Here is a 21,488-nt window from a genome sequence, read left to right as displayed (position 1 = left end):
ACATGCGCCATCACCGCTGATGGATCACCGCGATGTACCGCACGTTCGCTGACGCATTGCTCTGCACGCTATTGGTGATTCCGCCCGCTTCGGCGCGTGACGTCCCCGCCGCTCTCTCTACCCAGCTCGACACCCAGCTGCAGACCAACCGTGAACGTTACGGCATCGCCGGCCAGGCGGTACTGGTCGCACACAACGGCCAGGTGCTCTATCAGGGCGCCAGCGGTGAACGTGATCCCGCTACCCATGCACCGGTCACCGTCGATACCATCTTCGCCGCGCAGTCGATGGCCAAGCTGCTGACCAGCACGCTGGTGATGCAATTGGTGGATCAGGGCAAAGTAGATCTGGATGCACCAGCCAGCCGCTATGTGCCGGACCTGCCCACAGCATGGCAGGCGATCCACGTGCGCGATTTCCTCAACCACAGCTCAGGTATCGGTGAGTACTACGACCGCGTGAACAACCGCTGGGTGAGCAAGGGCTACCTCGGTGTAGCGCCTGACCTTGGCGCTGCACTGAAGGTGGCCGGCGCGACACCGATGCAGTTCGCCACCGGCAGCCGCGTGCAGTACACCCAGGCCAACTACCTGGTGCTGACCGCCTTGCTGGAAGCGCATTACCGCAAGCCCTACCCGGCCATCGCGCGCGAACGCATCCTGCAGCCGCTGAAGATGACCAGCACCTCATGGGGCGTTACCAGCGTGCCAGCCACGCGCGCGGCGGTGCCTTACATCGGCAAGGACGGCCAGCTGCAGCCGGCCAATGAAGATCCCTGGCCGGACTACGGTTGGGGCCATGCCGATCTGCAGACCACCGTGGGTGACATGAACCGTTTCCTGCAGGCGCTGGCGACTGGCAGGCTGCTGCGCACGGCGACCCTGGAAACACTCTGGCAGCCGCAGAAACTGGCCGGTGGCGGCAGCAATTTCTTCTCCACCGGCTGGGACACCACCCGAAGCGACGGCTACGCCCAGGTCGGTCACGATGGTGGCACCCGTGTACGTGCGCGATTGGCCTACAAGGGCACGCTGGCCAGCGGCTACTGGGTATTCGTGTACCTGACCAACGGCAGCGCCCGCAATGTCTGGTCCAGCACGCTGGTGGAGAGCGCGATGGCGGTGGCCGCGCCACAGGAGTTTCCGCACGCTGTGCTGTCCGAGCGGTTGATCGGCTACGCGCTGGATGACAGCGCCGATGCGAAACCGCTGATGCATAGCTGGCTGCGCGACAGCAATGGCGTTCCCACCGGCGAACTGGAACGCGCGATCAATGCCGATGGCTACGCCATCCGCGAAAGCCTGGGTGCACGCAAGGCACTGAAGGTGTTCGCGCTCAACGCCGAGCTGTATCCGGATTCGGCCAACGCGTGGGACAGCCTGGCCGAGTGCCATGCCGCGCTGGGTGAGAAGGAAGCGGCTGATCGGCTGTATGCGAAGGCCAAGGCGCTGGCGAAGCCCTCGCCATAAACCCTGCTGTAGAGCCGAGCCCATGCTCGGCTGCTTTTCGTGGCGATCGCAGAGAACCCGCGCTGCGCGCGATGGCCGAGCGTGGGCTCGGCTCTACAGGGCCACCACAGGTTGCCATACGCAGGTGGAGGGTGACGTGGGGGCCACCGACCTGTTAACTTTCGCGCCACTTTTGTGGTTTACAGCATTCCCGCATGTCGCTCTCGTCGTACCGTCCCACCCGATCACTGTTGTTCCTGGCCGTTTCCCTCGGCCTAGCTTCCACCGCCGCTGCGGCCCCGCAGGCCACCACGCTGGATGCCGTGCAGGTCACCGCTGCCACCGATGCCAGCGCTCAGGCGCGCGAGGCGTTGAAGCGGCTGCCCGGCGCCAGCAACGTCATCGACGTGGCCAAGGCCGACAGCCGACTGTCCAGCAGTGCCGATGTGCTGGCCTACCAGCCGGGCATCAGCGCGCAGTCTCCGGGCAACGAAGGCACCAAGATCTCGATCCGTGGCTCGGGCATCAACCGCGGTCCGGGCGCGCACGCCTCGGGCATCGCTGTGTCGATCGACGGTCTGCCACTGACCGGCCCGGGTGGCACACCCTACGAGCTGCTGGAACCGCTGTGGCTGTCGCGCGTCGAAGTGCTGCGCGGCGCCAACGGCTTCGAGCGCGGCGCGCTGGCGCTGGGCGGTGCCATCGACTACGTCAGCCGCAGCGGTCGTGATTCGGCGGGCGTGCAGCTGCACTACGAAGCCGGCAGTCGTGGCTACCAGAAGCACGGCATCAGCTGGGGCGGCGTCAGTGGTGATGTCGACTACTTCCTGGCCTACACCGATACCGAATTCGACGGTTACCAGCGTCATGCACGCGGCGACGGCAAGGGTGCGATGGCCAACATCGGCTGGCAGATCACCCCCGACCTGCAGACGCGTTTCTTCGTGCGCTATCGCGAAACGAATCATGAAACGCCCGGCCGCCTGACCCGCGATCAGATCCGCAACGATCCGCGTGCCGCGAACGCGGCCAACCTGGCCATCGATGCGCGTCGCCCGCAGCCGGGCAGCACCTGGGTGGGCAATGTCACCACGCTGCAGATCGATGAGGACTCCTCATTGCAGGCCGGGCTGGTCTATCACACGTACCCGATGGACTTGAACGAGAGCCTGTACCGGCAGCAGCTGGACTACGCCAACCTCAACGCCACGCTGGACTATCGCCGCCACCACCGGCTGTTCGGTCTGGACAGCGAGACCACGGTCGGCCTGCGCTTCACCCACGATCTGGACGCCGATGTGCGCGAGTCGCTGCGCTTTGCCAGCAACGGCTACGCTGCCGGCACGCGCACGCGTGACTTCCGCCACCACGGCACCGACAGCACGCTGCACGTCAGCAATACCCTCGCCTTCAATGAACGCCTGCGCATGCAGACCGGGCTGGCACTGATCAACACCCGCCGCGAGGTGCAGGTGACCTGGCCGAGCAGCGGCGGCCGCCTGCGCGACCATGACTGGGACTACGCGCCGCGACTGGGTTTCACCTGGCAGCACAGCGCGCAGACGCAGTGGTTCGGCAACCTCAGCCGGTCGGTGGAAGCGCCGCATCCGTGGTCGATGATCTGGGGCTCGAACCAGTACTTCGGGCCGGGCAATGGCCCGTCCACCGGCCGACAGCGCGCGCCGGTGCCGATGCAGAACCAGACAGCCACCACGCTGGAACTGGGTGCGCGCGGTGACGCGGCGCTGGGTCGCTGGGAACTGACCGGCTACTACGCGCACGTGAACCACGAACTGCTCAGCGTCGAACTGCAACCGGTGCCGAACCTGTTCATCGCCGAGAACAACGCCAGCCCCACCGTGCACCGCGGCATCGAAGCCGGATTGGACAGCACGCTGTGGCAGGCTGCACCGGGCCGTTTGTCGCTGCGCCAGGCGTACACCTTCAGCGATTTCCGCTACCGCCACGACGCGCGTTTCGGCAGCAACCGCCTGCCCGGCCTGCCGCGCCACGCGTACCAGGCCGAGCTGCGCTTCGATCATGCATCCGGCCTGTACGCCGCGCTCAATACCGAATACGCCTCGCGCATCGCCGTGGACTACGCCAACAGCTACTGGGCCGACAGCCATGTGATCTTCGGCAGCCGCATAGGCTACGACGCACCCGGTGGCCGCTGGCAGGCCTGGGCCGAGCTGCGCAACATCGGCAACCGCCACTACGCCGCCACGGTCACGCCGGGCTACGACGACGCCTGCAAGGATGTCGCGCGCTCGACCCCGGGCGAAGGCCGTGGCGTCTATGCGGGCGTGCGCTGGCGCTTTGACTGATTGCCACGGGCGGCGCCGGTGTGGCCCGGCGCCGTCGTTCCAGGGTCAGCCGATACGCCAGGCCGGCAGGCGTTCGCTGCGCTTCCAGATGGAAGGCGCGAACCCAATCAACGCCAGCGCCGCCAGCCACTTCGGTGAAGTATTGAGCAGTGTCGAGGTGAGCGAGCCATCGACAGGGGCGGCCATTTCCTGCCACGGGTTGTAGCCCAGGTAGACGACGCTGCCAGCCCACCACAGCAACGCCAGGCCGATGCCCACCAGCAGCAGGGCCAGCGTGCGGCAGGTCCAGCGCTGCGAGGTGGTACCCCACTCGCGGGACACCGCTACCAGCAGCCCCACCACCAGCAGCGACACCAGTGCAACCAGGCCGATATCGACCTTGTGCCCGATACGCTCATAGCTGCAGGCGCGGCATTGTGCCTCTTCCGCGGCAGTGGCGGCTTCGGCGCCATCGGCCTGCCCGGCTGCGGGCTGTGCCAGCGCTGCAAACGGCATCAATACTGCCAGCAGCGTCACCATGATCCAACGAAACAACGTCCTGTTGCGGTGTGTAGCGACATCCATGCGCTTTTCCTCATTCGTGGTGGTTGACAGCCGGCCACATACCTTGGCCTTGGCGCGGATCATAGCTCAGGGTAGGCCAGGAACGAAAAACCGAGCTCGGCCATCCACATGCGCCGCTACAGCCCGTGGAGCCTGGAAGCTCAAGAACCTGATACAGCATGCGGACATCCTTGCCGGGCACGCGTGGGCGGTGTTGCGCGGATTCTACCGCGGTCGGGGCCGCTGTCCAGACGCCGGGCCGAGGCCATCGATCATCAGCTGCGGTCGACGATCCGCACGATGCGACCATCCTCAAAAGCGAACTCGCTGTGTCCCTGCAGTGCCAGTTCCGTGCCCGCGCTGGGACCCTCGGGAATGTCCTGCGCGAACACGCCACGCCAGCCGATGCTGGCCAGCGCCACGCCATCCTTGAAGGTCAGCTCGAGCAACCGCTGCTCGCGCTCGCGGAACAACGGCGCCGATTGCCGTGCCAGTTCGCCGAAGGCATCGATGCCTTCGGTGACCATCGTCAGCTGGCTGCCGCTGTGGTTCTCGAAACGCACGTTATGCGCCAGCACCGCCAGCATGGCGTCGATGTCGAAGCGGTTGTAAGCCTGCAGGTAGTGCTCGATCAGGTAGCGGCAGTGCGGTTCGTCCATGGCGGCGTCCGGTCAGGGCCTGCGCCGAGTCTCCCGCGAGCGTGCCGCTGGATCAAGGAGGCGCGGTGGCCTTCAGCAACTGCGCGGCCACCTGGTCGAACGGAGCGATGTCCTGCAGTGCGCGGCTCATCGCCACCGCACCCTCCACGCTGGCAATCACCAGACTGGCCAGCCCGCCCGCGGCGGCCGGGTCGTGGCCGTCGGCGACGAACGCTGCGGCCAGATGGCCCTGCCAACGCACGAACACCTCCGCAGCGGCCGCCCGCGGTTGGCTGGGCACCGCCTCCACCAGTTCCTCCACGGCAGCAGCCAGCACCGGGCAGCCGGCACGGAACCCGGAGCGCAGCAAGCGCTCGCGCCACATCGCCAGGAACTGCTGCAGGCCCTGCACTGCGCCGCCGTTCAACAGCTCCACCAGCAGCGCCTCCACCTTGTCGCCAGCCATGTAGGTGGCGCGCGCCAGCAGCTCCTGCTTGCCGCCGGGAAAGTGATGGTAAGTGGATCCCAGCGGCGCCTCGGCCAGCTTGGTCACCTCACGGATGCTGGTGGCATTGAGGCCCACGCGTGCCAGCATCTGTGCCGCAGCATCAATCACGCGTTGAGGCGCATCAGAGGGTCGCGGGCTCACGGCCGGCTCCTTGCCAGGACAGTCGTCATAGATTAGCGTGCCGGCGATTCTATAACAGTCGTCATAATCATGAATCTCTGGTTCCGCCTGCTCCACCTGCTGCTGTGCAGTCTGTTCCGGCCAAAGCTGGAGGCCCCGTTCGGGGTCTCGCGCCTGCAGTTCCGGGTGCTGCCCAACGACCTGGACAGCAACCTGCACATGACCAACGGCCGCTACTGGAACATCTTCGATCTGGGCCGGCTGGACCTGATCCTGCGCATGGGCCTGGGCCGGGTGGCGCTGCGCGAGAAGTGGGCACCGATCGTCGGCGCCGGCACCATCCAGTTCCGCCGCGAGCTGAAGCCGTTCCAGCGCTTCACCCTGGAAACGCGCCTGGTGGGCTGGGTCGGCTCGCGCGGCATCATGGAGCAGCGCGTGCTGATCGGGTCAGAACAGAAGATCGCCACCCGTGCGCTGCTGGTCACCGGCATCTACGACCGTCGCGCACGTCAGTTCCTGGGCATGCCGAAGATGATGGAAGCGATCGGCGTGGTCGCCCCACCCTCGCCACCGCTCAGTGCGGCCGCCGAGGCGCTGCTGGCCGCCGATGCGGCATTGAAGCAGGACGATGCCTGAGGCACCTCAGCCTACCTTTGGCATGTTCTTGGTCACGCAATGGATGCCGCCACCGCCGCCGGCGATCGCATCGATGTCCACCTGTTCGATCACGCGACCGGGATACAGGTCTTCCAGCAGTTCACGGCAGTAGCCATCGGCTGCGTTGTCACCAAACTGCGGCGCGACCACCGCGCCGTTGATCGGCAGGTAGTTGATATAGCCCGTCGCCAGATCATCGTTGCCGCGGGTATGCACGTTGTCGCGCCCGTCCAGTGGCGGCGGCAGTGTGTGCACCTGCAGGCGGCGGCCATCGGCATCGGTGGCCCCGCGCAGAATGTCCAGATGCTCGCGGGTCAGATCGTAGTCGTAGGACTCCGAATCGTTGTCCAGGTTGGCGATCACCACGCCCGGGCGAACGAAGCGCGCATAGAAATCCACATGCGCGTCGGTGATGTCTTCGCCGGCAATGCCGGGCAGCCAGATCACCTTGCGCAGGCCGAGGTGGTGCTTCAGCTCGGCCTCGATATCCGCGCGCGACCCGTCTGGATTGCGGTTGCGGTTCACCCAGCAGCTTTCGGTGAGGATCGCGGTGCCATGGCCATCGACTTCGATGCCACCGCCCTCGCCCACCAGATCGCTTTCCAGCAGCGTTGCGCCGGTCACCTGCGCCAGCCACGGTGCCACGGCACCATCGTTGCGCGCGCTCTGCTTGCCGCCCCAGCCATTGAAGTTGAAGTCGACCAGGCCCAGTCCGCCCTGGCCATCGGTGACGAAGCAGCCGCCGTAATCGCGCACCCAGATGTCATCCAGCGGTACTTCGAGGAACTCGATGTTGTCGCGGCCGCAGCGGTCCTGCGCCTGCTTCCGCTGCGCCGGCCGGCACAGCACGCTGACGGGCTGGTGGCGGGCGATGGTGCGGGCCAGCCGGGCCACGGCGGTGTTCACCGCATCGGCCTGCGCGCCCCAGACCCGAGGCTGCGCGGCGAAGGCCAGGAAAACGCGTTCCTGCGGACCGTGCTCGTCCGGCATACGCCAGACACCCGCGCCCGGCCCCGCTGCGGAGACGCGAGCCGGCAGCCCCGCCAGGCCGAGGGCGGCCAGCCCGCCAAGGCCAGCGGCGCCTGCCAGTTGGGTGAGGAAATGACGACGGCTGCTCATGACGGGCTCCAGGGCCGGTGGGATGGAGGCCATGCTGCGCTTGCCGATCCATAAGAACAAACGATAGATTCAGCGATCAATTGAACAGATTTACTAATCCGAAATGCTCAAGCATTGGCCACCGCTGAACGCGCTGCGGGGTTTCGAAGCCGCCGCCCGCCTGGGCAGCTTCCACCGGGCGGCCGAGGAACTGCACCTGACCCAGTCGGCCATCAGCCAGCAGATCCGGGGCCTGGAAGCCTCGCTGCAGCAGCCGTTGTTTTTCCGGCAGGGCCGCAGCGTCACCCTTACCGACGCCGGCATCGACCTGCTGGAAACCACCCAGTCGCTGCTGCGGCAGCTGGCCAGTGGCATCCGCCGGCTCGATCAGTACCGCAAGCCAAATCAACTGATCGTCAACACCAGTCCAGCCTTTGCCCGGCATTGGCTGGTACCGCGCCTGGCCAGCTTCCACCGCCTGCATCCCGACGCCGACCTGTGGTTGCTGTCCAGCGAGGAGGCACCGGATATGACCACGCAGACGCTGGACGTGGCGGTACGCGATGACCTCGACTCACAGGCGCAGTGCCAGCATCGCGTGCTGCTGCAGGATCGCCTCTTTCCGGCCTGCCATCCAGCCCTGCTCGCCACGCCGGTGCACGAACGCCTGACCCTGCACGGCGAGCGCGAGATGGACTGGAGCCAGTGGCAGGTACAGGGTGGCGCCGATGTCGGCCAGCGCCGCGAGGGCATGAATTTCTCCGAGCCCGGCCAACTGCTGGATGCCGCGTGCGAGGGCCTGGGCATCGCGCTGGTCAGCGAGCTGCTGGCGGCACGCGCCTGCGAAAAGGGCCTGCTGCAGCCGCTGGATGAGGCACGCGTGCGCGGCCCGCGCTGGAGCTGGCTGGTGCATGAAGACAGCGCAGCCGATCCGCTGGTGATCAGCTTCTGTGAGTGGCTGCTGGCGAGCCTGCCCGCGGGAGCTACTTCTGCTGCAGCGCGCGCTTGACCGCCGCTTCGGCCAACGGCGCCATCACCGCATAGCCCTTTGCCGTTGGATGCACGCCGTCGTCGGCCAGCTGCGGATCCAGCCCTCCAGCGGCATTGGCCATCGGCGTGTAGTAGTCCAGATAGACCAGCTGCTGCGCATCGGCATAGCGCTTCAATGCCGAGTTCAATGCGCGCACCTTGGGCGCAGGTGCCGTGCCCGGCAGCCACGGGTAATCGCTGACCGGCAGCACCGATGCCAGCACCACGGCGATGCCATGTGCACGGGCCAGGTCCACCATCGCCTGCAGATTGTCTTCGATCATCGCCTGCGTGGACGGGCCGGTGTTGCCGGCGATGTCGTTGGTGCCGGCCAGGATCACCACCACCTGTGGCTCCAGTGCCAGCACGTCCTGCGGGAAGCGCACCAGCATCTGCGCCGTGGTCTGGCCGCTGATGCCACGGTTGAGCCAGCCCTTGCCGGGGAAGAATCCGGCACTGCCTTCCCTGCCCCAGCCTTCGGTGATCGAGTCACCGAAGAACACCACGCGCGGCTGGCCAGGCACCGCCGCAGGCAGTCGCGCATTGGCGTCTCGGTAACGCTGCAGTTCCGGCCAATCGGCCAGTCGCTGCTGCATGAAGCGAACCTCGTCGGGGCGCAGCTGGTCGATGGGCGTCTGCAGCAGCGGATTGACTGCGACAGTTTCTGCGGCAGCCAGCGGAGAAGCCAACGCGAGGCCCAGCGTCACGACGGTTGCAGCGGCAAGCTCAACAGGTCCACGCATGCGGGTACTCCTGAAATCATCTTCCGCAGTCTAACGCCATGCCCAGTGCTCAGCGTGCTGCCGTACGCGCCGCCACACCCGTGACTTTCGCCGGCATCCACATGCCCGGCGTCCAACCGCTGGCGGCCAGGATCGTCTTCGGGTTGTCCTGCTGGATCAGCGCACGCACCGCATCACGCTTGTCCTTGGCCTGCAGGTAATAGGCCTTGGCGATGCGGTAACCCACCCAGTACCCCAGGTCGTAAGGTTCCTGCGAGCCCGGCTTGTAGTTGTACAGCCACGGCGACAGATCGGTGCTGTCCAGATCCAGTGCGAAGGCACTTTCGATATGCACTTCCCGGCCACGGGTCCAGGCCGCGTGGCGACCGTTGCCGACGTTGCCGGAGATCAGCTCGGCGATGAACTCGGCGATGCCCTCGCCCAGCGATACACGGAGCACCGTCGCATGCGGGTCGCCCGGCTCGAAGTCGGTCAGGCCGGTCTGCTGGATATGCACGTACTCGTGCGCGATCACGTGGACGAAGCGATCCTGCACATTGGGATTCATGAAATCGGCTGCGCACAGCGCTTCCAGGCCGATGATCACACCGCTTTTCGAGGTCAGCCCGACCGGACGGCCACGGCCGACCGCGATGGTCACCGGCGGAAACGCGGCCTGCGGATAGATGGCCTGCAGGTTGGAAAACACCTGCGTCAGGCGTTGTTTCACCGCCGGCAGTTCGGCCAGGCAGCGTCGTCCCTGCGCATACAGTTCCGGCTGGTTGGCGATGGACTCGGCAATGCGCTCAGGGGTGACCCGGCGTGCCTTCGCCAGCTCGGCCAGGCCCGTCGAACCCTCGGCCATGTATCCCCGCAACTGCGCAACGCTGGGTTTACCGCCAGCGCTGTCGTAAAGCGCGTAGAAGCGACTGACATCCTCGGTGACGATCTGTGGCCCGGCCGGAACCGCTGCCGTGGCCACGCCTGCCGCCCCGGCACAGGCCAGGGCCAACAGGCCGCGCAGAATCATGGACATCGCTCCGTCCTTGGTGGAGTGCATGCGAAGCGCGCAATCTATCACTCCGCCCGGCCCACCGCAGCAGGCGGATGCGGGCGCCCCGGCGCTGTGCCAGACTCGCTTCGGCACCTGCCACGGAAGATGGAGCACCCCGCGATGATGATCGTTCCCGCCTACTGGGCCGAAGCCCGCCTGCAGGCCCGTTTCCGTGGCCGGCCGGTGGTGGTGCGCCGCTTCGGCTGGTCCGACGAGGGCCCTGCCGAGGCGCAGGTGCACGCCGACCGCCGCGCCAACGAAGCGCTCAATGCCATCCTCGCCGGACAGGCGCTGCCGCGCCGCGAAGTGCGCAGCAACTACGGCGTGGAGGGGGTGCCGATCCGCGAGCAGATCGTGCAGCGCGACGGCGACGTCGTCATTACCCGCAACAGCTATGGCGCGCTGTGCCTCAACAGCCCCGACGTGCTGTTCGCCGACATCGACCATGCGCAGCCGCCGGCTGGCTGCGTGATGCCTGCAGTCATCGCCGCAGCGCTGCTGTTCGCTGGTGCCATCGTCGGCACCCTGCTGTGGCACTGGCTGGTGGGACTGGTACTGGGCGTGGTGGCCGTTGTGCTGGTGAATGCCGCGATGCTGATGCAGCGCAAGCGGCGGCTGGCCGCCGCCGGTGGCGCCGAAGGTGTGGCGCTGCAGCGGATCGCGACCTTCAGCGAACAGCATCCCGACTGGCATCTGCGCGCCTACCGCACGCCAGCCGGACTGCGCGTGCTGGCCATGCATGCCACGTTCTCGCCCGAGGACGAGCAGCTGCAGGCGTTCTTCAAGGCACTCGGCACCGATACCCTGTACGCGCGCATGTGCCGGCTGCAGCACTGCTTCCGTGCGCGGCTGACACCGAAGCCGTGGCGCGTCGGACTGCGTTATCGCATCCGCCCGCCGGTGGCCGCCTGGTCAGCCGAACAGGCCAACAATCCGGATCGACTGGCCTGGATTGCCGAGTACGAAAAAAAGAGTGCCGGCTTCGCCGCGTGCGCCTATCTGCGCAGTTTCGGTGATACCTCCCGGGTGCATGCCAAGGCCGAGCATGTGCGCGATCTGCATGACCGGCTGTCGCACGCGCAGGATCGCCTACCGCTGGCGTGAGTGCAGCAGACGCTCAGTCAGCGCCCTGCACGAACGGCTGCCCTGCCAGGGTAGTGCCCAGCCGCACCGCGACCTGCTGCCCGCCCTTCTCGAAGGTTGTCGCGCACTGCTTTCCGCCCTTCTGGCATCCAACTTCCGGAAAGCCCTCAAGTGACTCGGGGGCGCCCTGTGCCGGACTCGCCTGCCAACCTGCCGCATCCAGCAGGCGCTTGGCCTTGGCATAGGGCATGCCGGCGACAATGCCCAATCGGGTCAGCTCAGCAGGAAACGACTGAGCATATGCCGTTGAAACCAGGGCCAACGACAACGTTGCAGCAAGGAGAATGGCTTTCATTGCACCGACCTGGAACGAGCGATCGGGTCCAGCCTAGATCATTTGCGCGGCGTGCGAATGTGCCGGTAACACGTCGTTACCGAGTCTCCACAGTTGATTGCAGAGCATCCACGGATGATCACTCTGCCGTTTCATTGCGCTGGGTTCCACAACGCAGCGCCTCCGAGGCAAGATCGCCGCGTAATCTGTTCTGAAACCAAGCGATCTTGAAGCGTTCGCGTGTGGGTTCTCCCGCAGGTAGCAGCCCCATCAATGCATCGCTCAACGCCGGACGCCACTCTTCCTGAGCACCTTCCAGATCCTGCTGATCGAAGTCCGCCGACGACAGGCGCTTCCATGGCAGCATCATCGTGTACTGGGAGGTGGAGACCAGGACGGTATCCGGGCGGCCCGGCCGGGATACGACCACGGTCATGATGGGGTAGTCATCGGTCCAGAGACCGTTGAAGTGTTTTGCAACGCGCTCCTGCAGACCCTGCCCGGCCAGAGCTTGCCGTGCCCAGGCCTGCTGCTGGGCAAACGAGCATGTGGCCGCCGGCATGCTGCGCAGCTCCGGATCCAGCTTCAGTATCGCTGGCCGGTCCAGCCGCGAAGTGATCAGATCCACCGTGACGTCCCTGGTCAACGGTGCTGCCTGCAGCGCGGCCTCGAACGCCGACAGCGCACCGATCGGCAGAAGCTCCGGCAAGCGCGGCTGGACGTCGGGCGCGTCAACCACCTGTACACGGGTGGTCAACCCATAGGCATCGCGCCGGATGACCCAGCGCTCAGATACAGAACCCCAGCCAGACCACTCGTACGTCACGTGCACGCTCATCCGTGGCTGGACCGCCATTGCCACGGGAGAAATCAACAACATGGCCAGCGCCAACATCCTTGCCTTCATGAGACTTTCCTATCTCTGTCGAACAGCAGCCGAACATGGCCCGGCTCCGCAGGATGCAGGAAGGCCGCCCGAAGGCGGCCTTGTGCAAAGCAGTCGAGCAAGCTCGACGCTACTTGGCGTTCTTCACGTAGGTGTCGAACCAGTTCAGCATTTCCGCCACCAGCTGCTCGTTGGACTCCAGCGCGGTGTACCAGTGCGGTTCGTTCGGCAGCATCACCAGGCGGGTGGTGCCGCCGTTACCGCGGATCGCCTGGTACAGCTTGCGCGACTGGAACGGCTCGGTGCCCGGGTTGGCATCGTCCTCGCCGTGGACCAGCAGCAGCGGCAGCTTGATCTTGTCGGCATAGAAGAACGGCGACGCCTTCACGTACACATCCTGCGCCTGCCACACCGAGCGGCGTTCGTTCTGGAAGCCGAACGGGGTAAAGGTCTTGTTGTAAGAACCGCTGGTCGCCACACCGGCCTTGAACAGCTTCGTGTGCGCGATCAGGTTGGCGGTCATCAGGCCACCATGGCTGTGACCGGTCACGCCGATGCGGTTGCGGTCGACCACGCCCATGTCCACCGCCTTGTCCACCGCTGCCTTGGCGTCGGCTTCCAGTTGCTCCAGGTAGGTGTCATAGGCGTTCTTCGGGTCGCCCACGATCGGGAACGACGCGTTGTCGATGATCGCGTAGCCGGCCAGCAGCATCAGGCGGTACGGCTGCAGACGGGTGAAGGTCTGCTGCGAACCGGACACCTGACCGGCCTGCGCGGCGTTGGCGAAGTCGGCCGGGTACGCATACAGGATCGCCGGCACACGCTGGCCTTCCTTGTAGCCCGGCGGCGTGTACAGGGTGAACGACAGGTCCACGCCGTCGGCACGCTTGTAGGTCACCAGCTGCTTCTTGATCTGGCGCACTTCCGGGGTCGGGTCGACCAGCTTGGTCAACGCGGTCGTGGTGGAGGCGAACTGTGCCTCGCCGGTCTTCGCGTCAGCCACCGCCTCACCCTGCTGGCGGACGAAGGCATTCGGCGGATCGATCACCGACTGGTGCCAGGTCAGGTAGCGGCCCGGCGTGCTGCTGAAACCGAGGAACTGCTCGTAGGCGTCGGCGCTGCTGCGGAACAGGCGCTCGCTCTTCAGCGTGCCCAGGTCCAGGCGGTCCAGGAACGGACGATCGCCCTGCGGCGAGGCACCACGGCCGCTGAGGAACACGTGGTTGCCGTCCTGGCGCACAACCTGCGCGCCATTCGGCAGGCGAGTGAAGACCAGGTTGCCGGGGTTGCCGTACAGCTCGTCGCTGGACATGTCCCACAGCAGGCGGCCTTCCTTCTTCGGCTGGTCCACATCGACGATGCGGGTCTGCATCCAGTGGCGGTTCTCGTCGTTCTCGAACTGGAACGCCACGGCTGGATCGGCGGTCCACGCGAAGCCTTCGAAGCGCTGCGCGGTGCGGGTGATTTCGGTCGGCTTGCCGTTGAACGGCGCCTTCAGCATCAGCACGCGATCACGATGCGGCACGCTCACCTTCCAGTCGCCCTTGTCCAGCGCTTCGGCATAGACCAGGGTGGCCGGATCAGTGGCACGCCAGTCGAAACCGCGCGGGCCTTCCGGCACGCCGTGCACCGGCACGCGGTCGGCCAGAGGCAGGCTGGCGATCGGCGTGCTACGGCCATTGCTGATGTCCAGCACGGCCACGTCGTTGGCGAAGCGCTGGTAGGTCACCGCATGCGAATACGGTGCTTTGATCGACTCGGTCAGTACATGCACGCCATCGGGTGCAGCGCTGACGTCGTTGAACAACGCCGGCTGCCCAACCGGACGCACGCTGCCGGCGGCAGTATCGACCACGGCCAGCTGCGAGGCACCGTAATAAGCGAACAGCTTCTCGTCATGCGCGCTGGTCAGCGTGTCGCGGGCTTCGTAGGTGCTGCTCTCGCCACTGCTGCCCAACGACTCCTGCGCATCCGGGCCGGTTGGCACACCGCCATTGGACGGCGCCGGGCCCTGGTTGGCTGGCACCAGCTTCACCAGCAGGCTCTGGCTGCCGCCCAGCCACTGCACGGTGTTGCCGAAGATCGGATTCAACTGCACGTTCGGAATCTGCTTCACCTGGCCGGTGGCCGCATCGCCCACCCACAGCTGCACGCTGGTATCGACCGCATTCTGGAAGGCGAAGTGGCTGCCATCGGCCGACCACAGCGCACCGGTGGCGCAGCCCTGCGGCAGGTTGACCTTGGTCTCCTTGCCACTGCCGATGTCGACCAGGGTGAAATCGGCCACGCAGGCCGGAATGCCGTAGCCGCCTGGGGTGTCATGGCGGCTGCGGTTCTTCGGCTCCAGGCGCACACCCGCCAGCTTCAGGTACGGCTGGGCAACGCGGCTGATCGACGGGTAGGTCTGCGCGGTGGTCAGCAGCAAGCGCTGGCCACCCGGGGCCACGTTCGGCGCCGGCGGCGGCGGCGCCTTCAGCACCTTGAGCAGGTGTTCCGGCGGCTTCGCGTAATCAGCGAAAGCCGGTCCAGCGGCCAGCAGGCCGACGGTGGCAACGGCAACAGCCGCCGCCAGAGAGGTTCGACGGATCAGCATCCTTATCCCCTGAGTGTGAATGGGTACCCGGCATCGGGCATGGACCCGAATCTAGCACCGCAGGGGTTGTCGTGAATGGGCCGGAAGGACTAGTGGCCGGATGGGGCAAAGTGGGACACGCCCGGAGAGGCCGGCGATAGGCCGGCATCTGCCAGGCGTGGTCTGTCATCACTGCTGGGCGTGCAGGTCCCAGGCGGTCAGGTAATCGGGGTCGACCACGATCATGCCGCTGTTGCGCATGCGGTATTCGCCTGGCTCGGCCCGCTGGTACTGGTCGAGCATGGGCGGCAGGTAGCGCTCGTGGCCATCGTCTTCGTCGGCCAGCACCACGCCTTCGTCGGCACTGATGCGCAGCACGGTGCCCGCGTACTGCTCCAGACCCTGCACCTGGCCGTCGCCACCATAGCGGGTGACACCCACCAGCACGACCTTTCCGATCATTTCCTCGGCCTTGGCATCGTCCAGTGGGGGCAGCATGGGATTGAATTCGTCGTTCATCGGAGCACCTCCAAAGCCTGTGGGGATAGCGTGGATTCGGCGGCCCACGTTGCCAGCGTCGACGGCAACGCAGGGATCTCTCTTGGGGCGCAAGTACCTGGATCGCAGGACCAACCGGGCAACGCCGGGGCGCGATGGGTGAACGGTGTGTGGGGCTGCGGGGGATGGCCATCTGCGCCGATGGCGTGACCGTGTCAGGTCAAGGTCAACACCACGCGTTGCGTTGCATACACGGTGAAGCGTGACAGCTGCACTGTAGCGGCATGAGGGCCTCCTGTTGAAGGTCACACGCGGGTGTGTTGCTCCGTTGGAACGAATGCTGCCACTCTGCGCGGAAGGAACAAGTGAAGATTGCAGGCGACCTGTAACAGGTGGTTCGCGCAGTACCCGTTCATTAAGCTGGCGCCCCACCCTGCTGCGGCACGCCTGCCACGGATGCCACGGATGCCACGGATGCCACGGATGCCACGCTAGAATGCGCCATGCGCACCGTACATGCCCTCCGCTACATCACCCCTTTACGGGAAGGTGGCTCCCTGCCGGCCGTGGTCGAGACCGACGACGACGGCATGGCCGTGCTGAAGTTCCGTGGCGCCGGCCAGGGCCCGAAGGCGCTGATCGCCGAGCTGATCGCCGGCGAAATGGCGCGCACGCTGGGCCTGCCGATTCCGGAAATCCTGTTCGTCGAGCTGGACCGCGAGTTCGCCCGCACCGAGCCCGACCCGGAGATCCAGGAGCTGATCCGCGCCAGCGAGGGCCTGAACCTGGGCCTGGACTACCTGCCCGGCGCGATCAACTACGACCCGGCAGCGATGCCGGTGGATGCCGACCTGGCCTCGCGCATCGCCTGGTTCGATGCGTTCACCAGCAATGTCGATCGCACCACGCGCAATCCCAACCTGATGGTGTGGCATCGGAAGCTGTATCTGATCGATCACGGCGCGGCGATGTACTTCCATCACGACTGGGCCAACGCCGGCGATGCCTGCGAGAAGCCCTTCGTGCTGATCCGCGACCATGTGCTGCTGTCGTTCGCCAGCCGCATCGCCGAGGTGGATGCCGAGCTGGCCGCCCGCCTGACCGATGCCGAGATCGAGCGGATCGTCGGCCTGGTGCCGGACAGCTGGCTGGTCAACGAGCCGGCATTCGACAGCCCGCAGGCCTATCGCCAGGGCTACATCGACTATCTCAAGCATCGCCTGAAAGTGCGTGCGGTGTTCGTGCAGGAGGCCATCCGTGCCCACGCTGCACACGTATGACTACGCGGTCATCCGCGTGGTACCGCGGGTGGAACGCGAGGAATTCATCAACGTCGGGGTGATCGTCTCCTGCCCCGGCGCACGCCATCTGGAAGCGGCCATCGAGATTGATCCGGCACGCCTGCACGCGTTCGCGCCAGCGCTGGACCAGGACGCGTTGCAGCCGTGGCTGGATGCGATCGTGGCCATCTGCCGCGGCGATGCCAGCGCCGGGCCGATCGCGCAGCTGCCGGCGCGCGCGCGCTTCCATTTCCTCACCGCCAAGCGCAGCTCGGTCGTGCAGATGTCGAGCACGCATGTCGGCCGCACCGCCGATCCTGCGGGCGTGGTGGAACACCTGATGACGAAGATGGTGCGCGTGCCGGAATGACAAGGCTACGCCCGCCGCATCGGCGCTAGGGACTCAGCCGAAATACCTCAACCGTCACATTGAATGCCTCGATGCGATGCCATTCGCTCCGCGCGTGGGGCAGGGATTCCACGCCCATGCCGATCTGGTACCTCACCGCGTCCGGACCTTCGCGCCAGTAATAGGGTTCACCGCTGCTCCAACCGCAGCAGACGTAACGCAACGCAGGCAGGCCGAACGTTGCATGCAGGAAGGCTTCGACCTTCGCTGCCCCGGCACCCGCAACCCGATAGTGGGCTTCCATCGGCTTGATGTAGGACGCATCGTCCTGGCTGCAGCCGATGTATTCCAGTCCTTCGGGTTTGCGTCCCATTGCCTGCAGGAAGTCCTGGCAGACCGTGTCAGGTCGGGCCAGGCCGTCGGCACGGCCATGCGCCTCCCACTCCGCCAGCGCCTGTGCTGGACTTTCGGCAGCCAGCAAACCGGTGGCGAACAGCAATGCAGGCAGTACCGGCAGCATGAAGCGCGCGAGACGTTCCGGCCATGGAGGCGACATGAGGGTGCGATCCTTCGCGGTTGATGGAAACCATGCTAACCGATGGTCGCGCTATCGCCGTGCCATGGTCTGTTCGTTGAACCACGCCACGCAGAAGTCGAGGAAGCTGCGCAGCTTGGGTGTCAGCTGGCGATCGCGCGGATACACCAGGTTGATCCAGGTCGACACCGGCACGTACGCCGGCAGCACTTCCACCAGTTCACCACGCGCCAATGCTCCGGCCAGCATTTCGTGCGGTTGCAGGATCAGCCCCAGCCCTCCGATGGCGGCGGTCAGCAGCGGCTCGGCCTGATTGACCATGAAGCGGCTGGACACCGGCACGGTCAGCACGCTGCCATCGGTGTCGCGGAAACTCCAGCGCGTGCGGATGATCGAATGTGCGAATCCCAGGCACTCGTGTCGGCTCAGATCGGTCGGATGGGTAATGGCCGGACGTGCAGCGAGATAGCCCGGCGACGCACACAGCGCCAGCGGATACGGCCCCAACCGTCGCGCCACCAACCCGCTGTCGGCCAGATCGCCGGTGCGGAACACCAGATCAAAGCCGTCTTCAACGATATCCACCAGGCTGTTGGACAGGTTCAGATCGACCTGCACGTCCGGGTACTGCTGCAGGTAGGCCACCACGGCTGGTCCCAGTCCATGCACGCCGAAGGTGACCGGTGCGCTGATGCGCAGGCGCCCCATCGGCCGTCCACGCGCCACTTCGGCCAGCTGCTCGGCCCCCTCCACTTCTTCCAGGATCACTCGCGCACGGGCCAGGTAGGCCTGGCCGAAGTCGGTCAGGCTCTGCTTGCGCGTGGTGCGGTTGAGCAGGCGCACGCCCAGATGGTGTTCCAGCGACTGCACGTGTTTGCCGACCAGCTGCGGCGACAGGTCCAGCGCATCGGCAGCCGCTGCGAAGGAGCCGACCTCGGCCACTTTGACGAACGTACGCAGGGGAGCGATCAGGTCCATTGCAAACAATTGTTTTTCAATGAAACACCAGATTACCCCTTATTCTGGATGCAGGCCACGCGCACAGTAGCCCTCACCTTTCCGCCGGACCCTGCGCCGGCCTTGTCCAGGAGCCCCCATGAGCCAGGTTGTCCGCATCCACGAATACGGCAATGCCGATGTACTGCGCATCGACGACATCGACGTTCCCGCCCCCGCCGCCGACGAGGTCCAGATCCGGGTCAAGGCCATCGGCCTGAACCGCGCCGAGGTGATGTTCCGCAACGGCGCCTATCTGCAGGAGGCGCAGTTCCCCAGCCGGCTGGGCTACGAAGCGGCCGGCGTGGTCGAAGCCCTCGGCAGCGCGGTGAGCGGATTCGCCGCGGGCGATGCGGTCAGCGTGGTACCGCCGCTGGATATCGCCCGCTGGGGCACCTACGGCGAACTGGCCAACGTGCCGGCACGACTGGTGGTCAAGCACCCGCAGGCACTGGACTTTGAAACGGCCGCCGCGGTGTGGATGCAGTACGTCACCGCCTGGGGTGCGCTGCTGGAGCAGGCGCACCTGTCCGCCGGGGATTTCGTCATCATCACCGCTGCCAGCAGCAGCGTCGGCCTGGCCGCGATCCAGATCGCCAACGCGGTGGGCGCCACGCCGATCGCGGTAACGCGTGGCCCAGGCAAGCGCCAGGCCCTGCTCGATGCCGGTGCCGCCCATGTCATCGCCACCCAGGAACAGGATCTGGGGGCCGAAGTCGCGCGCATCACCGGCGGCGCCGGTGCCCGCGTGGTGTTCGATCCGATCGGTGGCCCGCAGTTCGTGCCGCTGACCGAGGTGATGGCGCGTGGCGGCATCCTGCTGGAGTACGGCGCGCTGAGCAGCGAACCCACGCCGTTCCCGCTGTTCAACGTGCTGGGCAAGTCGCTCACGCTGAAGGGCTACCTGTATTCGGAAATCGTCTCCGACGATGCCGCGCTGGCACGTGCCAAGGCGTTCATCGTCGATGGCCTGGACAAGGGCACGCTGGCACCGAAGATCGCCAGGGTGTTCCCGTTCGCGCAGATCCAGGACGCACACCGTTACCTGGAATCGAACGAGCAGATCGGCAAGGTGGTGGTGACGCTGTAATCCCCCGGCGGCAGCGACAGGCCCACAACGGGCGCGTCGCTGCCGCAGGCTCAGGCCATTGAAGGCCCGCGGCTCTCATGCTGGCGGCTGTCGAGGGCGAGCTGGTGCTCGCGCTGCCGGTTGTCACCGGCCAGATCATTCACGGTCTGCTCCATCGAGCGCGCGGGCTGCGCCGTATCCACGCTGGCGCGCTCACCTGGAATCAACCCGGCAACCCACAGGCGATCTCCGGCCATCATCACCCGGTCGACGCGCCCGGCATCGTCGATGCCATTGCGCTTGGATTCCAGCACCGCCTGCATCACGTGCTCGTCGCCGATGCTGCCAGGCGCGCCCTGGCGGATGCGCTCGAACAGCGCGGCATCTCTGGGTGACAGCGATTCCACACCACTGCGCTGCGGCGCGGGTTCCGGTGGCGCCGGACCAGCGACCGGCGGATTCGCCGCCGCCTGCTGCCGCGCCTGCACCTGCTCCGGCTGGAACTCCGCCCGTGTATAGGGCGGACGCTGCGGCGGCCAGTTCTCCGCGCGATCGAACTCGGTGGTCGGCGCATGCTCGCGAGCGACGGCGGCATCGTTCAACTGCCGGCGCGCATCCGCGTCGATGATGCCGCCCGGGCGCAGTGGCAGGCCGTAGTCCTGCTGGAAGGTGCGCATGGCTGCCTGCATGCCGGCATCAAACGTGCGCGCCTCGCGCTCGGCACGTGGGTTCGGTTCGGTCAGGTACCCCAACGCCTCCAGCTGGCGGCGCATCTCGAACACCGGCTCGCCCTTCTCACCGGGGCCCAGGTTGCCGTCGGCCAGCGGCCCGGTCAGGTCGGTCACCGTACGGCGCTTGAAGTCCGGATCGACCGCCAGCGTGTCGCTGCGCATGCGCTCCAGCAGCGCATCGTCGATGCGGCCATTGGCGGGACTGATGCCCCGCTCGGTCTGGAAGCGGCGCACGGCCTGCTCGGTGGAGACGCCAAAATCACCGTCGGGCTTGATCGCTGCATTGGCGTTGTTGCGGATGTCCAACCGCTGCAGGTACTGCTGCGCTTCCAGCACCTGCTGGTTGGCGTCACCCCGGTGCAGGTCCAACGCCCCGGCGGGCGCCTGGAGGGTTGGCACCGGCATCTGGAAGCCTGGCTGCTGCACACGCTGGACCAGGCCAGCGACCTGGGATTCCCATCCGGTGGCCAGCGTGGCGATGGCGTCCGGATAGGGACTGCCGTTGATCAGCTCACCGCCATTGACCGAGGCCCGCGCCTGCCGGTAGTCGGCATGGTTGGCGTTGACGTTGTCGGACAACCGCGCACCGAACATGCCATCGCGCATCCCCACCACCAGCACCTTGGTGGCGATTTCCGCCTGGGCAGCCCGTTCCGGATGCTCGACCAGCTCGCGGCCCATGCCCAGTGCCTCGCCCAGCCGCTCGTAGTTGTTGACGTGGGTAAGGTGGGCAAAGCCCCGGCCGAAATATTCCTCGCCGCCGAAGTAGCGCAGATCCACCGCCTGCTTCCTGCCCCAGTCTTCCTCGGGCGCGGCGAAATCACGCGATTCGTGCTGCGCCGTGGCCAGCACGTAGGCAATCTGCCGATGGTCGGTAATGCCGTTGTCGATGCAGGTGCGCACGATCATCTCGACCGACTGGTCCCGGGTCAGGCCGAAGCCCACCCCACCTTTTCCATAGCCTTCGCTCATCCTTCAGCTCTCCAGTTCCGGAACGCATCCGTTCGTCAG

21 protein-coding genes are annotated in these 21,488 nt (G+C 66.2%); 8 read left to right on the top strand and 13 right to left on the bottom strand.

Features of this window, described 5'->3' with window-relative positions; genetic code table 11:
* Positions 1-32 precede the first annotated feature (32 nt).
* Both R1H25_RS06160 and R1H25_RS06155 read left to right on the top strand, forming a co-directional pair.
* Positions 33-1,469, top strand: a complete 1,437-nt coding sequence (locus R1H25_RS06160) for a serine hydrolase domain-containing protein (RefSeq protein WP_317223055.1) — start codon at positions 33-35, stop codon at positions 1,467-1,469.
* Between the two features lie 194 nt (positions 1,470-1,663).
* Positions 1,664-3,775 (top strand): TonB-dependent receptor domain-containing protein, encoded by a 2,112-nt coding sequence (locus R1H25_RS06155; RefSeq protein ID WP_317223054.1) that lies wholly within the window; start codon positions 1,664-1,666, stop codon positions 3,773-3,775.
* A 45-nt stretch (positions 3,776-3,820) separates the two neighbouring features.
* Here R1H25_RS06155 and R1H25_RS06150 read toward each other — a convergent pair whose 3' ends face one another.
* The 3 genes from R1H25_RS06150 to R1H25_RS06140 all read right to left on the bottom strand — a co-directional run bounded on the left by R1H25_RS06150 (position 3,821) and on the right by R1H25_RS06140 (position 5,605).
* Positions 3,821-4,339: a hypothetical protein gene (locus tag R1H25_RS06150; RefSeq protein ID WP_049445690.1), complete on the bottom strand. Its 519-nt coding sequence runs from the start codon at positions 4,337-4,339 to the stop codon at positions 3,821-3,823.
* A gap of 254 nt (positions 4,340-4,593) precedes the next feature.
* Complete coding sequence (locus tag R1H25_RS06145; RefSeq protein WP_317223053.1) at positions 4,594-4,977, bottom strand: nuclear transport factor 2 family protein; 384 nt, start codon at positions 4,975-4,977, stop codon at positions 4,594-4,596.
* Between the two features lie 52 nt (positions 4,978-5,029).
* Entirely contained in the window at positions 5,030-5,605 is a 576-nt protein-coding gene (locus R1H25_RS06140) for a TetR/AcrR family transcriptional regulator (protein WP_317223052.1), read from the bottom strand.
* 69 nt (positions 5,606-5,674) lie between these two features.
* On the opposite strand from R1H25_RS06140, the gene R1H25_RS06135 reads away from it, so the two are divergent.
* A complete protein-coding gene (locus R1H25_RS06135; protein WP_317223051.1) occupies positions 5,675-6,220 on the top strand; it encodes a thioesterase family protein in 546 nt (181 codons plus the stop codon).
* 6 nt (positions 6,221-6,226) lie between these two features.
* Here the strand turns inward: R1H25_RS06135 and R1H25_RS06130 are convergent, their stop codons facing one another.
* Positions 6,227-7,360, bottom strand: coding sequence for an agmatine deiminase family protein (locus R1H25_RS06130; protein ID WP_317223050.1), 1,134 nt, complete (start codon positions 7,358-7,360; stop codon positions 6,227-6,229).
* 103 nt (positions 7,361-7,463) lie between these two features.
* Between R1H25_RS06130 and R1H25_RS06125 the strand changes: the two genes are divergently transcribed.
* Complete coding sequence (locus tag R1H25_RS06125) at positions 7,464-8,348, top strand: LysR family transcriptional regulator (protein ID WP_317223049.1); 885 nt, start codon at positions 7,464-7,466, stop codon at positions 8,346-8,348.
* On the opposite strand, the gene R1H25_RS06120 is transcribed toward R1H25_RS06125, so the two are convergent.
* Positions 8,323-9,111 carry an SGNH/GDSL hydrolase family protein gene (locus R1H25_RS06120; protein ID WP_317223048.1) on the bottom strand — a complete coding sequence of 263 codons (789 nt, stop codon included), beginning with the start codon at positions 9,109-9,111 and terminating at the stop codon, positions 8,323-8,325. The two genes, R1H25_RS06125 and R1H25_RS06120, sit on opposite strands and share 26 nt — an antisense overlap.
* Before the next feature lie 49 nt (positions 9,112-9,160).
* Positions 9,161-10,126 carry a DUF2268 domain-containing putative Zn-dependent protease gene (locus R1H25_RS06115; RefSeq protein WP_317223047.1) on the bottom strand — a complete coding sequence of 322 codons (966 nt, stop codon included), beginning with the start codon at positions 10,124-10,126 and terminating at the stop codon, positions 9,161-9,163.
* 138 nt (positions 10,127-10,264) lie between these two features.
* Here R1H25_RS06115 and R1H25_RS06110 point away from each other — a divergent pair, with 138 nt between their 5' ends.
* The gene (locus tag R1H25_RS06110) at positions 10,265-11,248 is read left to right on the top strand and encodes a hypothetical protein (protein WP_317223046.1); all 984 of its coding nucleotides are present in this window, start codon (positions 10,265-10,267) and stop codon (positions 11,246-11,248) included.
* Positions 11,249-11,261: 13 nt separating this feature from the next.
* On the opposite strand, the gene R1H25_RS06105 is transcribed toward R1H25_RS06110, so the two are convergent.
* The 4 genes from R1H25_RS06105 to R1H25_RS06090 form a co-directional block, all read right to left on the bottom strand.
* Positions 11,262-11,582 (bottom strand): hypothetical protein, encoded by a 321-nt coding sequence (locus R1H25_RS06105; RefSeq protein ID WP_049445591.1) that lies wholly within the window; start codon positions 11,580-11,582, stop codon positions 11,262-11,264.
* A gap of 118 nt (positions 11,583-11,700) precedes the next feature.
* Positions 11,701-12,456 (bottom strand): hypothetical protein, encoded by a 756-nt coding sequence (locus R1H25_RS06100; RefSeq protein ID WP_317223045.1) that lies wholly within the window; start codon positions 12,454-12,456, stop codon positions 11,701-11,703.
* Positions 12,457-12,577: 121 nt separating this feature from the next.
* Positions 12,578-15,040: a prolyl oligopeptidase family serine peptidase gene (locus R1H25_RS06095; protein ID WP_317223044.1), complete on the bottom strand. Its 2,463-nt coding sequence runs from the start codon at positions 15,038-15,040 to the stop codon at positions 12,578-12,580.
* A 168-nt stretch (positions 15,041-15,208) separates the two neighbouring features.
* Positions 15,209-15,538, bottom strand: coding sequence for a hypothetical protein (locus tag R1H25_RS06090; protein ID WP_049443219.1), 330 nt, complete (start codon positions 15,536-15,538; stop codon positions 15,209-15,211).
* 482 nt (positions 15,539-16,020) lie between these two features.
* On the opposite strand from R1H25_RS06090, the gene R1H25_RS06085 reads away from it, so the two are divergent.
* A complete protein-coding gene (locus R1H25_RS06085; RefSeq protein ID WP_317223043.1) occupies positions 16,021-16,797 on the top strand; it encodes a HipA family kinase in 777 nt (258 codons plus the stop codon).
* Complete coding sequence (locus R1H25_RS06080; RefSeq protein ID WP_005417377.1) at positions 16,775-17,167, top strand: DUF3037 domain-containing protein; 393 nt, start codon at positions 16,775-16,777, stop codon at positions 17,165-17,167. The genes R1H25_RS06085 and R1H25_RS06080 overlap by 23 nt, the downstream gene beginning before the upstream one ends.
* A gap of 25 nt (positions 17,168-17,192) precedes the next feature.
* Here R1H25_RS06080 and R1H25_RS06075 read toward each other — a convergent pair whose 3' ends face one another.
* A complete protein-coding gene (locus R1H25_RS06075) occupies positions 17,193-17,702 on the bottom strand; it encodes a DUF4952 domain-containing protein (RefSeq protein WP_317223042.1) in 510 nt (169 codons plus the stop codon).
* Positions 17,703-17,753: 51 nt separating this feature from the next.
* Positions 17,754-18,659: a LysR family transcriptional regulator gene (locus tag R1H25_RS06070; protein ID WP_317223041.1), complete on the bottom strand. Its 906-nt coding sequence runs from the start codon at positions 18,657-18,659 to the stop codon at positions 17,754-17,756.
* Positions 18,660-18,777: 118 nt separating this feature from the next.
* Here R1H25_RS06070 and R1H25_RS06065 point away from each other — a divergent pair, with 118 nt between their 5' ends.
* Positions 18,778-19,767 carry a zinc-dependent alcohol dehydrogenase family protein gene (locus R1H25_RS06065; RefSeq protein ID WP_317223040.1) on the top strand — a complete coding sequence of 330 codons (990 nt, stop codon included), beginning with the start codon at positions 18,778-18,780 and terminating at the stop codon, positions 19,765-19,767.
* Between the two features lie 50 nt (positions 19,768-19,817).
* Here the strand turns inward: R1H25_RS06065 and R1H25_RS06060 are convergent, their stop codons facing one another.
* Positions 19,818-21,449 (bottom strand): peptidoglycan-binding protein, encoded by a 1,632-nt coding sequence (locus tag R1H25_RS06060; RefSeq protein WP_317223039.1) that lies wholly within the window; start codon positions 21,447-21,449, stop codon positions 19,818-19,820.
* Between the last annotated feature and the right edge of the window lie 39 nt (positions 21,450-21,488).

Origin of the sequence: Stenotrophomonas veracruzanensis (assembly GCF_032911525.1) — a bacterium.
Taxonomy (GTDB): Bacteria; Pseudomonadota; Gammaproteobacteria; order Xanthomonadales; family Xanthomonadaceae; genus Stenotrophomonas; species Stenotrophomonas africana.
This window is presented reverse-complemented; position numbering and strand designations above follow the sequence as displayed.